Genomic DNA, 14,153 nt, shown 5'->3' on the forward strand with positions numbered 1-14,153 from the left:
TGGATCGATGTCGAGGGTGATCGCGTCTCGGCCCGGTAGACCCGCGGACATGCCCGCCCGGTGAACACGCGGACATGCCCGCTAGGTGAACACGCGGACATGTCCGCTGGGTGAACACTGAGTGCCGGAGGTCAGACTTCGGGTGATCCGTCGTTACCCTCGACCCAGAACTCACGGAGAGTGACCGCGGTGGCCTTCCGGCTCGATCCACCTCAATCGACCTGCTTCCAGATCCAACATCTGGCTGTCGATCGGCTCGAGAACGCGCTCGAACATCTGAGCAAGATCACGGCGGACGAACCCGCCAGTGCTGTCACCCACGTGCACGCCGTTCGGCGACGCTGCAAGCAGGTCCGGGCCGTGGCTCGGCTCGTGCGGCCGGCACTCGGCAAGGACTTCGCACCGTTCAACCAGACCGTCCGAGACGCCGCTCGCGCCCTCGCCCCCCTGCGAAACGCCCACGTCGCCGAGGGTCTGCTCCGTGCCCTCGACGCCCCCGAGACGACGACCGACATACCGGCACCATCGTTCGACGAGGTCGCGTCGGCGGTCGACGGCGCCCGCCAGCACCTGCGCCTCGCCCGGCGCCTGGTCGAGCAGTGGGCGCTGCCCGACGGCTTCGGCCCGCTGGGATCGGGCCTGGAGCGCACCTACCGGCGAGGCCGACGAGGGTGGGAAGTCGCTTCCGGCGATCCGACCACCGCCCACCTGCACGAGTGGCGCAAGGACGTCAAGGACCTCTGGTACCAGCTCCGGCTGCTCCGGGCGATCGCCCCGTCCATGCTCGATCCCTTCATCGATCAGCTCGATGTGGTCGGCGAGGACCTTGGGCATCACCATGACATCACTCTGCTGCTCGACGGCCTGGCCAACGAGCGCCGCCACCTCGAAAAGCGCCGGAAGAAGGATCCCGATGCCCAGGTGGCCGCCGCCTTGGCAGATGTCGAGCTGGCCGCCGATCGCGCCGACGACGCCCGACACCAGCTGGGCCGCTCGGCCCTCCGCAACGGCTCCACCGTCTTCGCCGAGGAGCCCGCACCGTTCGTGGCCCGGATCGAGGCGTACTGGGACATCACCAATCGCTCTGGCCCCGAACGCGGGCCACTCCACCACTTCATCAAGTCCAAAGGGAACCACCCATGACGTCGATCGACCAACCACTCCCCGCCGCCCCGCTCCCCATCGACGGCCTCATCAACTTCCGGGATCTCGGTGGTGTGGCCACGTTCGAAGGACAGCGGGTGCAGCCCGGATTGGTGTTCCGATCCGATTCACTCGATCGGCTCTCGACGCTGGCGACCGATCAGCTCGCCGACCTCGGTATCGCCCGCGTCATCGATCTGCGCAGCGACGAGGAGATCGCAGCCCATGGCCGCATCGAGACCGAGGGGGTCGAGTGGATCCAGCACTCGATCGGCGCTCCGCCCAGCTCAATGGACTCGTGGTACGAATCGGGGATCGACCCGATGATCACCAACTACGGGCTGATGACCACCGACTACGCGTCCGAAGTCGTGAACGTGCTCGAGCGAATTGCCGACGCGCCGGCGCCCGTCGTCGTCCACTGCACGTCGGGCAAGGACCGCACCGGCGTGATCGCGGCGGTGGTCCAGCTCACCCTCGGGGTGCCCAGCGAAGTGATCGTCGCCGAGTACGAAGCGTCGAGCCGGAACGTTCGCGAACACTTCGAGACCATGGCCAGCAAGTATCCGAACATGGCAGCGCGGGTCCCACCCGAGCAGCGGCTACGAATGGCCGGGACCGATCCGGCGTGGCTGGAGATCGCGCTCACGCCACTGGTCGACGCCGGCGGCCCCGACCGGTGGCTTGCAGAACAAAGCGGCTCCGACGAACTGGCCAACGGCCTTCGACGCCGCCTGCTCGTCGGCTGAGCCGGCGGTCACGCTCGATTGGCGGCTTCGAGGCGCCAACCTGCGGCCTTGGCCGTCACCGACCGTGAGACCTAGATTCGCCGGGCATGAGCCCCAGCGATTCGATGTCCACCGCTTCCACCCCCGCCAACAGCGGCGCCGGTCCGCGACTGTTCGACGATGTCACCTTCCCTCGTGGCGCCGCCATGCCGAACCGATTCATGCTGGCGCCGCTGACGAACCAGCAAAGCCACGCTGATGGCACCCTCTCGGATGACGAGCATCACTGGCTGACGATGCGGGCCGACGGCGGCTTCGGTCTGGTGATGACCTGCGCCTCGCACGTGCAGGCCGTCGGTCAGGGCTTCGCCGGCCAGCTCGGGTGCTTCGATGACGTCCACATCGCCGGGCTCACACGCCTCGCAGAGGACATCAAACACCCGCGCCGAGCCGAGGCACCCCCGAGCAACGCTGCCGGTGGCGGACGGAGCGTGGCCATCGTGCAGCTCCACCATGCCGGCAACCGAGCACCTGCTGAGCTGATCGGCACCACTCCCGTCTGCCCGTCGGACGATCCCGATACCGGAGCGCGGGCCCTCACCGACGCCGAAGTGCAGGCCGTGATCGCCGACTTCGTTGCCGGCGCCGTTCGATCCGAGCGGGCGGGCTTCGACGGCGTCGAGCTGCACGGCGCTCATGGCTACCTCATCTGCCAGTTCCTCAGCAGCGAACTCAATCGGCGAACCGACGAGTACGGCGGCAGCCTCGAGAACCGGAGTCGCCTGCTGTTCGAGATCATCGATGGCATCCGCGCCGCATGCGACGACGACTTCATCGTCTGCGTTCGGCTGTCGCCGGAGCGCTTCGGTATGCAACTCGGCGAGATCCGCGTCGTGACCCAGCAGCTGATCGACTCCGGCCTGGTCGACTTCATCGACCTGTCGCTCTGGGATTGCTTCAAGGAGCCCGAGGAGGCGGAGTGGAAGGGCCGAACGCTCACCGAGGTCGCCACCGACATCGAGCGGCGCACCGATCCGTCGGGCCGTCGCGTGCCGCTCGCCGTTGCCGGCAAGATCCATGACCCGGCTGACGCCGAACGGGTGCTCGACCTCGGCGCCGACGTCGTGGCACTCGGGCGAGTGGCCATCCTGCACCACGACTACCCGCGACAACTGGCGCTCGATCCCGGGTTCACCCCGAATCGTGTGCCGGTCAGCCGCGAGTACCTCGCCGCCGAGGGGTTGTCAGAGGCGTTCATCGGCTACATGTCGGGATGGAAGGGGTTCGTCGCCGACTGACCGTCGGCCGTCGACCGCGTCAACCAGCAGAGAAGAGTCGCCCGAGCGTTGCCAACGCGTCAGGGTCGCCCTCGATGTGCACGAGGTCGGCATCGGCCAGGCTCTCGGCCGGGACCCGGCCCTGGCGATAGCGGGTGAGGTCCGCCAGCGAGCCGCGCAAGCGGACATCGACGGCGTCGGGGGCCGGACCGTCGTGGACCGTGATGCGACGTGAGGGTCGGAGGTCGATCTCGGCCTCGGCGATCTCGAGCGTGTGGACGCGGTCATCGAGGTGGAGTTCGGCGACCAAGCCGTTGTCGGGCAGTACCTCGGGCCGCACCATGAACCCGATGGCCGCGCGTGGGAAGAAGTCGGAGAACTGCTCGTCTTTCTCCGGCTGGCCCATGAGACCGATGCCCCACCGGCCGATCTCGCTGACGACGTCGAGCAGTTCGATGCCGCGCTCGGTGAGCTGATACCGATTGTCGATGCGCTCGATCACCCCGGCGTCGGTGAGCTGACGGAGCCGCCCCGAGAGCAGGCTCGGGCTGATCCCGACGAGCTCGCTCTGGAGCTCGGAGAACCGCCGCAGGCCGAAGCCCAGGTCTCGGATGATCAGCAGTGTCCAACGTTCGCCGATGATGTCGAGCGCTCTCGAAACCGGACACCATTGCGCATAGGTCTTGTTCGCCACCTGCTTAGTTTGCCCCAAACTCGCCGGTTAGTCGCACTTAGTCGCGAAGGTTCTCCCCGCCGCGATCGACGGATGCGACACGAGAGTCGTTCTGGCTACACTCCCCACGTCCCGGAGAGGTGACAGAGTCAGGCCGAATGTGCCTCCCTGCTAAGGAGGTGTGGGTGTAAGCCCACCGTGGGTTCAAATCCCACCCTCTCCGCTCACCGCGATCGCCCGTTCTCATCCGAGAGCGGGCGATCGTACGTTTTCACCCGAACGGGTGACATCAGCCTTCGAGCTGGATCGTGGCGGGACCGGTGGTCGACGTTCCGTTGGTGGCCTCGCCGCCGGGCACCGTGGTGTCGGTCGGCAGTCCGGCCGCAGGAATGCGCCGGGTGACCGTCTGCTCCAACGTCTCCGTCGCCTGTGTGGTGACGACCCCGGCGGAGGTCGTGGTCGTGCCCGGCGTGTCATCGAGCGTCGTTGCCGGGTCGATGGCGGTGGTCTCGGTGGTCTCGACGGTCAGCTCCTCGACCGCCTCGGGGTCGACGACGAGACCGCCCGCCTCGAAGGGATTGCGTGTCACGGGCGGCGACTGCCAGGTCGTGGCGGTGGTGGTCGACTCGTCGACCATCGCAAGCGGGCTGTCGAACGTCTCGCCCAGCACCACGTCGTTGTCTCCGCTGCCGTTCCAGAGCGTGAAGGCGGCGGCAGCCGCAGCCAGACCGAGGCCGGCCTTCAGAACGGGGGACACGGCCGCCATCAGCCTGCCGCCTCGAGCGTGATGCCGACGGCGGTATCGCCGACCAGTTCCGAGCGAGCGGCACCACTGCCAGGTTCGGAGAAGATCGCCACGGTCAGGTCGACGAAGAGCGCACCCGCGGCGGTGTCGGAGGTGAGGTCGACGCTTCGAACTTCGACCAGGCGGTCGGCAGTGAGGAGCCGCTCGATGAAGGACATCACTTCGGGATAGGTGCCCTGCAACGTCATCGACACACTCGTGACCTCGACCCCGGCCGACGCCGTGCTCGGCTGCTCCGCCTGGGGTGTCACCGACGAGACCACGGCATCGGACTCGTCGGCGAGCACGTCGACGAGTCGCACGAAACCGGCCACGTCGGGCGACACTGGGACGGCGACCGCCAGCTGATCCAGCTGCTCGTTCATCGCTGCCAGCTGCTCATTGGCGGCACGCGAGTTCTCGAGAACCGCCGCAAGTTGGAGCAACTCCGCGTCGCTGGCATCCCGCCGGTCCTGGAGCTCGCCTGCGGCATTGCCGGTCGGAACGACGACGGCGCCGAGCCACAACGCCGCAACGACGATCGGCGGGATGGCGCCGACAACGATCGATCGAAGCCTCATTCGGCCCCTCCGGTCACCGCAACCGGGAGTGGGGCAATCGCGGTCCCGGCGACCGTTGCGGTCACCTGGAACACGGCGACGTCCTCCTCGTCGAGTCCATACGGACCGAACGACGTGCTCACCAGTCGGACATCGCTCAGTACACCGCTGTCGTTCACCCCGTCGATCCATGCCGCGACGCCGTCGAGGTCCGGGGCCGCTCCATCGATGGCAACGACCGACGCGTCACCTTCCTCGTCGACGACCGCGGTGATCTGCAACGACCGCAGGATCGAGTCGGCCGGCATCGCCTCGGCCAGCTGCCCGACGAGCGCCGGTACCGCGACTCGATCGGCGGCGAGTGCCTCGACCACGTGGCGACGACGTTCGATCTCGGCGGCGAGGAGACGGTCATTGCCGAAACGATCCACTTCGTCGCTGACTCGGTCGACGGCATGCTCGGCCGCCTCCACCGTCAACTCCTGCTGATCGATCGCCGCCGATCTCGACTGGAAGTTTGCGAACGCTGCCGCTGCGAGCACGGCCGCCACGGCCGATCCGACGGCGATGGCACGCTGGTCCTGGCGACGGACGCGCACCGAGGGCGGGACGAGCGACAGATCTCGCAGATGGTCACTGTGAGATGTCTGCACCAGCCGGGCGACGGCGAACGCCGTGTCGAATCGCTCGGATTGTTCGAACGTGGGCCAGTCGCCATGTTCGAGCAGGGCGACCGATGCGTTGGGCATGGCCTCGGCGACTCGATCGAGCAGACCGGCCGCACGACTGCGTGCCCCGCACAACACGACGTGGTCGATGGTGCGCTTGTCGATCTCGGTGGCATGGAAGTGGAGCGTGCGACGAATGCCTTCGGCCACCACGGCGACGCCGGGCGCATCGTCGCTACGGCGCGCCTCGGCACCGTGCACGCCCTGGCCACCCGTGCGAAGGTGTTCGACCTCGGCCAGTTGGCTTTCGAGCTCGTGCGAGAGTGACGCCGTGTCGCCGACGCCGGTCATCAGGACTCGGGCGAAGAGCAACCCGCCACCATCGTGCACCGACACCGTGGTGGTCGACTCGCCGATCGAGACCACCGCTCCGAGCGACGGGCCGAGCGGATCCTTGGGGAGCAGCGACACGTTGGCGGCCGGCGTGAGTTCGGCTCGTACCCAGCGGAGGCCGGCGATCTTGGCAGCCCTGGTGAAGCCCTCGATGGTCTCGCGCCGGACGGCGACGACGAGTGTCTCGATCGACGGTGCTTCGACGAGCAGACCATCGGTCTCGACGAGCGGCTGGTCGGACACGGCGTTGAGGACGGCGTGATCGATGACGGCCTCGGCTGCGGGATAGGCGAGCACCTCGGCGATGTCGTAGGCGGCGGCTTCGGCGATGTCCTCGGCGACCGACCCAGGGAGCGACACGCGACGGATCGTCGCCGCCTCGGCCTCGATGGCCAGCGCCATGCGCTTCGACGAGAACCCGGCCGACTTCCACAGTGCTTCGAGCGCGTCGGCGAAGGCGGCGACGTCGACGACGGCCCCTTGGTCGATCACACCGGCGTCGAGCGGGACCTCACCCCAACGACGCGGCTGGTCGCGAGCGATCTCCATGCCTCGCAACACGTTGTCGTGCACGGTCACACCCACGAGGGATCGCGCCATCAGATCCGATCCTCTCTCGTCGTCGACAGTGCGTTCATCGAGACACCATCGGATGAAGGGTGTCGCTGTTTAGACAATCATCGTCAAACGACTTTCGCAGTGGCACCACCTGCCGAGACTCTCATGGTGCCTTTCCGTTCCGCCGCGCCGCCGACGCGACCGACCCGCGACGCCTCGGGCGGTTTCACCGTGACAGAGATGCTGGTGGCGATGATGCTGCTGACCATCGGTGCGCTCGCCTTATACCACTCGATGTCGGCATCGGGCACGCTCGCCGAGAATGGCGACCGGCATGCGACAGCCACCCGTCTCGCTGCCTCCGAGCTCGAGAAGGCCCGGGCACTGCCGTACACGAGCGTTGCCATGAAGGTCGCAACCGCCGGCGCGACCTACTTCGAGGGCGCCACGCAGGTCACCGATGCGACCAACGGCCGGATCCTCCCCACGTCGTCGAAGCCATTGGGAGGCGTGACCTACGAGATCGAACGGTACGTGACCTGGCGCTCGGCCACGGTGAACGGCACGCCGGTCAGCCAGGCCTTCAAGCAGGTGACGGTGATCGTCGCCTGGACCGACGCCGCGGGCTCGCACGATGTTCGATCCTCGACTGCGCTGTCACGGACGACCTCGCCGTGAGGAGCGGTCACCCCTCACGAGAGGCCGGTTTCACGGTCGTCGAGATGCTCGTCGCCGTCTCGATCATGGTGATGGTCACCATCCCGATCCTGATGGTGTTGCAGAGCTCGACCGCCACCGAAGCGGCCCAGACCGCACGGATCGACGCCGATCTCGCAGGCAACGTCGCCGCTGAACGCCTCAGTGCCGACATCCGCTCGGCGACCACCATCCGGATCACCACTGCGAACGTGCTCGAGCTGGGCATCATCGACACCTCCGGCACCACCGCCGCCGTGACGTGGAAGCGCGACAACACCGACCTGGTGCGGACGTCGACCATCGGCGCACAGACGACCGTCACGGCCGTGCTCGACGATCTGTCGACCACACTGCCGGCGACGCCGTTCAAGGCCTACGACCAGTCGGGCAACCGCATCCTCACCACCAGCGTGAACTGCCCGGGCTACATCAGCGTCGACATCGAGCGCGTGACGACCCTGGGGACCGATCATCTGGCCTTCGACGTCGCCAGCCGCAGCCTCAACGGAGGTACGGCGACATGTTGAACACGCGCCATCTCCCGGTTGCCACCGCGACGTCGGACCCTCGAGACGACCGACCCGGCGAGCGCGGTTCGGTGGTCATGTCGATGCTCGTGCTCATGGTCATCGGGCTGCTCGTTGCGTCGATGTTCACCTACAGCCAGGCGAGCGCTCGAGGCTCGATGCGGCTCGAGGTCCAGCGTTCGGTCACCGACGGGTTGGACGCGGCGATGGCCAACGCCATGAGCAGGATCGAACTCGGTGAGAACGCCAGCTTCACCGGCTCCGGCTCGATCGACCAGGTCCAGTTCACCTACACCGCGACCAGAACCGCGACCCTTGCGTGGACCGTCGAGGCGAGCGCCACCCGCACGACCACCGCAACCGGGACCATCGAGCGGGCGGCGTCCGCATCGGTCACGGGTACCTATCGCGGCAGCTCGCCGTATGCGCTGTTCACCAAGACCGCGCTGTCGATCACGAACAACAACTTTGCACTGTCCGAACCGATCGGCAGCAACGGCGCCATCAGCGTCTCGGGCAACGCCTCGTCGCTGGCCTTCCACACCTTCGTCCCGTCGGGATCGTGCACCGGGTGCACCAACGCCACTTCGCAGTCGCCCACCTGGCCGACGACGGAGCCCGCCACGCCGAGCAACACCCGCAGCTGCCCGCTGGCCGTCCTGACCGACGAGTACGGACGACAGAGCAACGTCTATGGATTCCTGGGAACACTCGACGGCAAGAACGGGCAGCCGTATCGGTGCACGTTCCGGACCGACAACCCCTACTTCGGCCACTATCCGGCGATCATCTACCAGACGATCAACATCATCAATCCGCCCCTCGTCATCCACATCGACTCGAAGGTCACGCTCTGGTTCCTCCGTGCGAACGTGAATACGGGCGGTGATCCCCGCAACTTCACCGTCCAGGCCGTCGGTGGGCCGACGAGTGGCAGCGGCTTCGAATACGGCCGATTCTGGGACGACGGCACGAAGCTCACCGGCGTCATCAACGCGCCGTCGCGTGAGGTGCGAGTCGACACCGGCATCGACGTCACCGGTCGCATGATGGTGGGGTCGCTGACCTTCTCTGCGAACTCGCTGAAGGTCACTGCGGATTCGCGTGTCGTCGACGCCACGATCGACTGGACGAGTTCGTCGTGGCACGCGGTCGCACCGTGAGCTTCCTCCATTCCTACGGTCCGCTCCTCATGACCGCCCCCGTCTTGGTCATGATCGCCGACGTCGACCGCCGAACACAGCGGATCCCCGATCGGCTCTCGTTGATCGCCCTCGCCGTGTCCGCCGTCTCGATCACGATCTTCACGATCGATGGCGGACACTCGAACGACGCAGCAAGTGCCGGGATTGGGGCCCTCCTGCTCACGCTGATCCTCGGTGCGCTCCACATGGTCCGGCCGGATGGACTGGGCATGGGCGACGTGAAGCTGGCGATCACGCTGGGGTTGCTGCTCGGCTGGACCCGGGCGGGCGTGCTCGAGGTCGCACTCTTGGTGGCGTGGTGTCTGATGATCGCGAGCGCGATCGGTCTCGTCGGCGTTGCGCTCGTGACTCGCCGTCGCGGCGTGTCAACCCGCGGCGTACGCGTACCGTTCGGACCATCGTTGTGCGCAGGAGCCGTGCTCGTGACGCTGCTCGGTCCGTCGCTGATCCTGACCTGACCGACAATGCGTCAGGTCGTGACGCGGAACAGTTCCTGCATGGTCGTCAGACCCTGCGACACCTTGATGAGACCGTCGGCGCGCAGGGAGATCATGCCCTGCGACAGTGCGAGGCGATGCACGTCCTCGGCGCTCCTGCGTTCGAGGATTGCCGCCCGCAGTTCGTCGGTGATGGTCATCACCTCGTGGATCGCGAACCGGCCCTGGTAGCCGGTGCCGCTGCACGCCTCACAACCGGCGGCCTCGTAGACCGTGACCGTCCGCGAGGTGTCGATCCCGAGTCCGTCCAGATTGCTGACACCCAGCTTCTCGAGCGTGCTCGTGCGAGGTGTCTTGCACCGATCACACAGTCGGCGGGCCAACCGCTGGGCGACGACGGCCGTCAACGCCGACGTGACGAGGAACGGTTCGACGCCCATTTCGATCAGGCGCATCGGCGTGGCGGCGGCGTTGTTCGTGTGCAAGGTCGACAACACGAGGTGGCCGGTGAGCGACGCCTCGACGGCAATCGTTGCCGTCTCGGCATCTCGGATCTCGCCGACGAGCATGATGTCGGGATCGGCCCGCAGGAACGACCGCAGCGCCCGAGCGAAGGTCATGCCCGCCTTGTTGTTCACCTGCACCTGCTTGATCCCGTCGATCTTGTACTCGACAGGGTCCTCGGCCGTGATGATGTTGCGGGTCGGGTCCTTGAGCGCCTCGAGCGCGCCGTACAGGGTGGTCGACTTGCCCGAGCCCGTCGGGCCGGTCACGAGGATTGCCCCCCAGGGCCGTTCGTAGGCTGCCTTGAAGCGGGCGAGCTGCATCGGCAAGAAGCCCATGTTGTCGATCGAGATCGCCTCGTTGCCGCTGCGGAGGATTCGCAGCACGGCCGCCTCGCCGTAGATCGTGGGGATGGTGGCGACACGGATGTCCACCGGCTGACCGCCGACGACGGTCGACATCCGCCCGTCCTGCGCGATGCGGCGCTCGGCGATGTCGATCTCGGCCATGACCTTGACGCGGCTGATGATGCCGGCCTGCAGCGATCGCGGCGGCGTCATCGCCTCGTGGAGCACGCCGTCGACTCGGAACCGGACTCGCAGGTCGTTCTTCCCCGGCTCGATGTGGATGTCGGAGGCTCGTTCCTGCACCGCCTTCGAGAGCAACAGGTCGACGAACGCCACGATCGGCGCGCGCTCCTCGTTGACCTCGGTGACCACGACCTCCTCGGGGGCCGGCTCGCTGTCACCGACGGCGGCCTGGATCGCCTCCTGGACGCGGGAGTCGCTCAATCCCAGACGGGCGATCGCCGCCATGATCTGTTCGCTGTCGGCCATGACCGGCAGCACCGGTCGCCGCAGGGCATCACGAATGTCGTCGAGCGCCAGGACGTCGACCGGGTTGGCCATGGCGACCACGATCTTGCCATCGCGGTGCCAGACCGGGAGCGCGCGGTGGTGGCGAGCCAGCTGCGGAGGGATCTGCTGGGCGAGGTCGAGGTCGATCTTGCGTTCGGCGAGGTCGACGAACTCGAGCTCGAACTGCGCCGCCAGTGCGCGCAGGAGGTCACGAGGCTTGACGATGCCCTCGGAGAGCAGAACGTCACCGAGCTTCTTGCCGGTGGATCGTTGCAGATCGAGCGCGCGACTGACATCGTCATCGCTGACGATGCCAAGCTCCACGAGGATCTCGCCGATACGGCGCCGGGTTCCCACCGGACGACTGGTCACGGGTCTCCATCGGACAGTCGGTCGCGCTGTTGAGACAACCACCCAAAAGCTTGTAGGAGCCTGCTCATCCTCACACTTGCGGGACCGGTTCCGAAGCTCCGCTCCGTGACCGACTGGACGGGAACCGACAGCGACGAGTGGTACGGGCTGGACGAGGAGAGTCGCGCCTTTCTGTCCGAGACACTCGGAACGACCACGCGCACCACGAGCACCTCACGCGAGCTCACCGATGCCCTACCGACATCGGGCTCTCCACTCGCTCCCGTCGGGGCGGGCGCCGGTCTCGAGGAGTTGCTGGTGGCCACCGTCGACGCCCAGGCCTCAGATCTCCACCTCGCGTCGGGACAGCCGCCGCACATCCGTGTGCAGGGCACGCTGCGTCCGATAGCAGGCGTCGGACCGATCGGCCCCAAACAGCTCGAATCGATGCTCTTCGCCCACCTCGATGCCGATCAGCGACAGACCCTGCTCCGTCGGGGCGACCTCGAACTCGCGTTGAGCAGCGGCAGCCGTCGCTTCCGCGCGGCGCTGTTCCGCCAATCGGGATCGCTCGCCGCTGCGCTTCGCCTGATTCCTTCGAACAAGCCGAACCTGGACGAGCTCGGGTTGCCTCCCGCCGTGCGTGCCTTCGCCGATCACCACAGCGGGCTCGTGCTGGTCACCGGTCGTACCGGTTCGGGCAAGTCGACCACACTTGCCGCCGCCATCGAGCACATCAACCAGACTCGAGCCGCGCACATCATCACGATCGAGGATCCGATCGAGTACCGCTACACCCCCGCTCGATCGGTGATCCAGCAACGCGAAGTCGGCGCCGACACCGAGTCCTTCGCCACCGCGTTGCGCTATGCGCTGCGCCAGGACCCCGACGTGATCCTGCTCGGCGAGTTGCGCGACCTCGAGACGATCAGCACGGCGCTGACGGCTGCGGAGACCGGGCATCTGGTCTTCGCCACGCTGCACAGCTCCGATGCCACCGGCTCGATCACTCGCATCGTCGACGCGTTCCCCGAGGGGCAGCAGAACCAGGTGCGGGCCCAGCTCGCCCTGTCCATCCGCGGCTGTGTGTCCCAGCAGCTGGTTCCCGACGTCAATGGTCGTCTCACGCTCGTCTCCGAGGTGATGACGGCGACGTCAGGCATCCGCGCGATGATCCGCGACGAGAAGGCGCACCAGTTGCACGCTGCGCTCGAGACCGGCGGGGCCGACGGCATGCACACCTTCGACCAGGCGCTGGCGGCCGCCGTGCGCGCCGGGCGGATCTCCTTCGATGTCGCCCGCAGTGTCGCCCATCGACCCTCCAGCCTCGACAACCTGCTCCGCCGATGACTTCGACGATCCTCGACACCGAAACACCGACCGAGTCGACGACGCCGGGCGCACCGCGCACGGCCCCTCGTCGCCGACGCCGCGCCGTCGGCACGCCGACACCGACCGCGGCACCGCCGTCCGGGACAGGCCGTCCGCTCGAGACCTTCGACTACGTCGCCGTTGACAACAACGGCCAGCGGGTCAGCGGGCAGCTCACCGCCGCGTCGCCACGTGAGGCGATCGATCGCATCCGGCGACAGCAACTCCGACCGGTCCGACTGCGCACGTCACGAACCTCGCTGTTCCAACGTGAGTTCTCGATCCCCGGCATCGGGGCGACCGTCAAGCCACGCGAACTCGCCGCCTTCACGCGTCAGTTCGCAACGATGGTCGGGGCCGGCATACCCCTGATCCGCTCCCTCACGGTGCTGGCCCAACAGAACGACAACCCGATCATGGTGCGAGTGCTCGAACAGGTTCGTTTCGATGTGGAAGCCGGGGACTCGCTCAGTCGGTCGATCACCCGACACCCGCGCGTGTTCGACCATCTCTACTGCTCGATGGTCGCCGCTGGTGAGGAGTCGGGAGCCCTCGAGGAGGTGCTCCGCCAGCTCGCCACCTCGCAGGAACGCGCAGTGCTGGTTCGTCAGAAGATCCGCTCGGCCATGTCGTACCCGACCGCCGTCCTGGTGATGGTGACGGGCGTGATCGCCGTGATGCTCCGCTTCGTGGTGCCTCGTTTCGCCACGATCTACACCGATCTCGGCGGCACACTTCCCCTGCCGACCCGGATCCTCGTTGCCGCATCGGATCTCGTGGTCCGCCGATCGGTTCCGCTGGTCCTCGTCATCACGCTGATGGTCTTCGCCTTCCGACGCTGGAAGCGCAGCGATGACGGCCGTTTCCGCTGGGACTCGCTCAAGCTACGCCTCCCCCTGCTCGGCGGGCTGATCCACAAGACGGTGCTCGCTCGCTTCGGTCGGACCATGGCGGTCCTCACCTCTGCTGGCGTTCCGGTGCTCGACACCTTTGCCATTGCCTCCCAGACCGTCGGCAACGCCGCGGTGACCCGTGCCCTCGAACGGGTGCGAGACGCCATCCAGCGAGGCGAGCCGATCGGACCGACCATGCTCGCCGAGCCGCTCTTCCCAGGCACGATGGTGCAGCTCATCAGCGTCGGCGAGGAGTCGGGTTCGCTCGATCAGATGTTCTCGATCGTCGGCGACACCTACGAAGAAGAAGTGGCGGCCGCCGTCGACGGCTTCTCGTCGCTCATCGAGCCACTCCTGATGGGACTCATCGGGCTCGTCGTCGGCGGCATGGTGATCTCGCTGTACCTGCCGATGTTCCGCATCATCGACTTCGTCCAGTAGGTCGAGTCGGCTGCACCTCAGGGGGCGATCAGCCGAAGACGAATTTTCTTGATCTTGGCCTCACACCCCCGAGACCCCTTCCGA

Annotated in this window: 14 protein-coding genes and 1 tRNA gene; 10 read left to right on the plus strand and 5 right to left on the minus strand. The window is 67.0% G+C overall.

Annotation, left to right across the window (positions count from 1 at the left end; translation table 11 throughout):
- The first annotated feature begins 189 nt into the window (after positions 1-189).
- From R2733_08970 to R2733_08980, 3 genes are all read left to right on the plus strand, one after another.
- Positions 190-1,143 carry a CHAD domain-containing protein gene (locus R2733_08970; GenBank protein MEZ5376629.1) on the plus strand — a complete coding sequence of 318 codons (954 nt, stop codon included), beginning with the start codon at positions 190-192 and terminating at the stop codon, positions 1,141-1,143.
- A complete protein-coding gene (locus R2733_08975; protein ID MEZ5376630.1) occupies positions 1,140-1,892 on the plus strand; it encodes a tyrosine-protein phosphatase in 753 nt (250 codons plus the stop codon). Before R2733_08970 ends, R2733_08975 begins: the two co-directional genes overlap by 4 nt.
- A gap of 86 nt (positions 1,893-1,978) precedes the next feature.
- On the plus strand, positions 1,979-3,169 hold the full coding sequence (locus R2733_08980) for an NADH:flavin oxidoreductase (protein ID MEZ5376631.1): 1,191 nt from the start codon (positions 1,979-1,981) through the stop codon (positions 3,167-3,169).
- 19 nt (positions 3,170-3,188) lie between these two features.
- Here R2733_08980 and R2733_08985 read toward each other — a convergent pair whose 3' ends face one another.
- Positions 3,189-3,842 (minus strand): helix-turn-helix domain-containing protein, encoded by a 654-nt coding sequence (locus tag R2733_08985; protein ID MEZ5376632.1) that lies wholly within the window; start codon positions 3,840-3,842, stop codon positions 3,189-3,191.
- A gap of 113 nt (positions 3,843-3,955) precedes the next feature.
- Here R2733_08985 and R2733_08990 point away from each other — a divergent pair.
- Positions 3,956-4,044: transfer RNA gene (locus R2733_08990), tRNA-Ser, on the plus strand.
- 66 nt (positions 4,045-4,110) lie between these two features.
- On the opposite strand, the gene R2733_08995 is transcribed toward R2733_08990, so the two are convergent.
- Genes R2733_08995 through pilM form a run of 3 tightly spaced genes read right to left on the minus strand, consistent with a single transcriptional unit; the run spans position 4,111 to position 6,826 of the window.
- Positions 4,111-4,587 carry a hypothetical protein gene (locus R2733_08995; GenBank protein ID MEZ5376633.1) on the minus strand — a complete coding sequence of 159 codons (477 nt, stop codon included), beginning with the start codon at positions 4,585-4,587 and terminating at the stop codon, positions 4,111-4,113.
- Positions 4,587-5,186 (minus strand): type 4a pilus biogenesis protein PilO, encoded by a 600-nt coding sequence (pilO, locus tag R2733_09000; GenBank protein ID MEZ5376634.1) that lies wholly within the window; start codon positions 5,184-5,186, stop codon positions 4,587-4,589. Before pilO ends, R2733_08995 begins: the two co-directional genes overlap by 1 nt.
- Entirely contained in the window at positions 5,183-6,826 is a 1,644-nt protein-coding gene (gene pilM, locus R2733_09005; GenBank protein ID MEZ5376635.1) for a pilus assembly protein PilM, read from the minus strand. Before pilM ends, pilO begins: the two co-directional genes overlap by 4 nt.
- A 126-nt stretch (positions 6,827-6,952) precedes the next feature.
- Here pilM and R2733_09010 point away from each other — a divergent pair, with 126 nt between their 5' ends.
- Genes R2733_09010 through R2733_09025 form a run of 4 tightly spaced genes read left to right on the plus strand, consistent with a single transcriptional unit; the run spans position 6,953 to position 9,673 of the window.
- Positions 6,953-7,462, plus strand: a complete 510-nt coding sequence (locus R2733_09010; GenBank protein MEZ5376636.1) for a prepilin-type N-terminal cleavage/methylation domain-containing protein — start codon at positions 6,953-6,955, stop codon at positions 7,460-7,462.
- A complete protein-coding gene (locus tag R2733_09015) occupies positions 7,459-8,010 on the plus strand; it encodes a prepilin-type N-terminal cleavage/methylation domain-containing protein (protein ID MEZ5376637.1) in 552 nt (183 codons plus the stop codon). Before R2733_09010 ends, R2733_09015 begins: the two co-directional genes overlap by 4 nt.
- Positions 8,004-9,173 carry a hypothetical protein gene (locus R2733_09020; protein MEZ5376638.1) on the plus strand — a complete coding sequence of 390 codons (1,170 nt, stop codon included), beginning with the start codon at positions 8,004-8,006 and terminating at the stop codon, positions 9,171-9,173. The genes R2733_09015 and R2733_09020 overlap by 7 nt, the downstream gene beginning before the upstream one ends.
- Positions 9,152-9,673, plus strand: a complete 522-nt coding sequence (locus R2733_09025; protein MEZ5376639.1) for an A24 family peptidase — start codon at positions 9,152-9,154, stop codon at positions 9,671-9,673. The genes R2733_09020 and R2733_09025 overlap by 22 nt, the downstream gene beginning before the upstream one ends.
- 11 nt (positions 9,674-9,684) lie before the next feature.
- Here the strand turns inward: R2733_09025 and R2733_09030 are convergent, their stop codons facing one another.
- Positions 9,685-11,385, minus strand: a complete 1,701-nt coding sequence (locus tag R2733_09030; GenBank protein ID MEZ5376640.1) for an ATPase, T2SS/T4P/T4SS family — start codon at positions 11,383-11,385, stop codon at positions 9,685-9,687.
- A 105-nt stretch (positions 11,386-11,490) separates the two neighbouring features.
- Between R2733_09030 and R2733_09035 the strand changes: the two genes are divergently transcribed.
- Positions 11,491-12,714: a PilT/PilU family type 4a pilus ATPase gene (locus tag R2733_09035; GenBank protein ID MEZ5376641.1), complete on the plus strand. Its 1,224-nt coding sequence runs from the start codon at positions 11,491-11,493 to the stop codon at positions 12,712-12,714.
- A complete protein-coding gene (locus R2733_09040; protein ID MEZ5376642.1) occupies positions 12,711-14,069 on the plus strand; it encodes a type II secretion system F family protein in 1,359 nt (452 codons plus the stop codon). The genes R2733_09035 and R2733_09040 overlap by 4 nt, the downstream gene beginning before the upstream one ends.
- The last annotated feature ends 84 nt before the right edge of the window (positions 14,070-14,153 follow it).

The sequence above is a fragment of the Acidimicrobiales bacterium genome (genome assembly GCA_041394265.1).
Classification (GTDB): Bacteria; Actinomycetota; Acidimicrobiia; order Acidimicrobiales; family SZUA-35; genus JBBQUN01.

Bases quoted from the DNA above. Each gene is read 5' to 3' on its own strand.
- R2733_08995 (MEZ5376633.1), bottom strand. From the start codon at position 4,587: ATGGCGGCCGTGTCCCCCGTTCTGAAGGCCGGCCTCGGTCTGGCTGCG.
- R2733_08980 (MEZ5376631.1), top strand. From the start codon at position 1,979: ATGAGCCCCAGCGATTCGATGTCCACCGCTTCCACCCCCGCCAACAGC.
- R2733_09020 (MEZ5376638.1), top strand. From the start codon at position 8,004: ATGTTGAACACGCGCCATCTCCCGGTTGCCACCGCGACGTCGGACCCT.
- R2733_09040 (MEZ5376642.1), top strand. From the start codon at position 12,711: ATGACTTCGACGATCCTCGACACCGAAACACCGACCGAGTCGACGACG.
- pilO (MEZ5376634.1), bottom strand. From the start codon at position 5,186: ATGAGGCTTCGATCGATCGTTGTCGGCGCCATCCCGCCGATCGTCGTT.
- pilM (MEZ5376635.1), bottom strand. From the start codon at position 6,826: ATGGCGCGATCCCTCGTGGGTGTGACCGTGCACGACAACGTGTTGCGA.
- R2733_08975 (MEZ5376630.1), top strand. From the start codon at position 1,140: ATGACGTCGATCGACCAACCACTCCCCGCCGCCCCGCTCCCCATCGAC.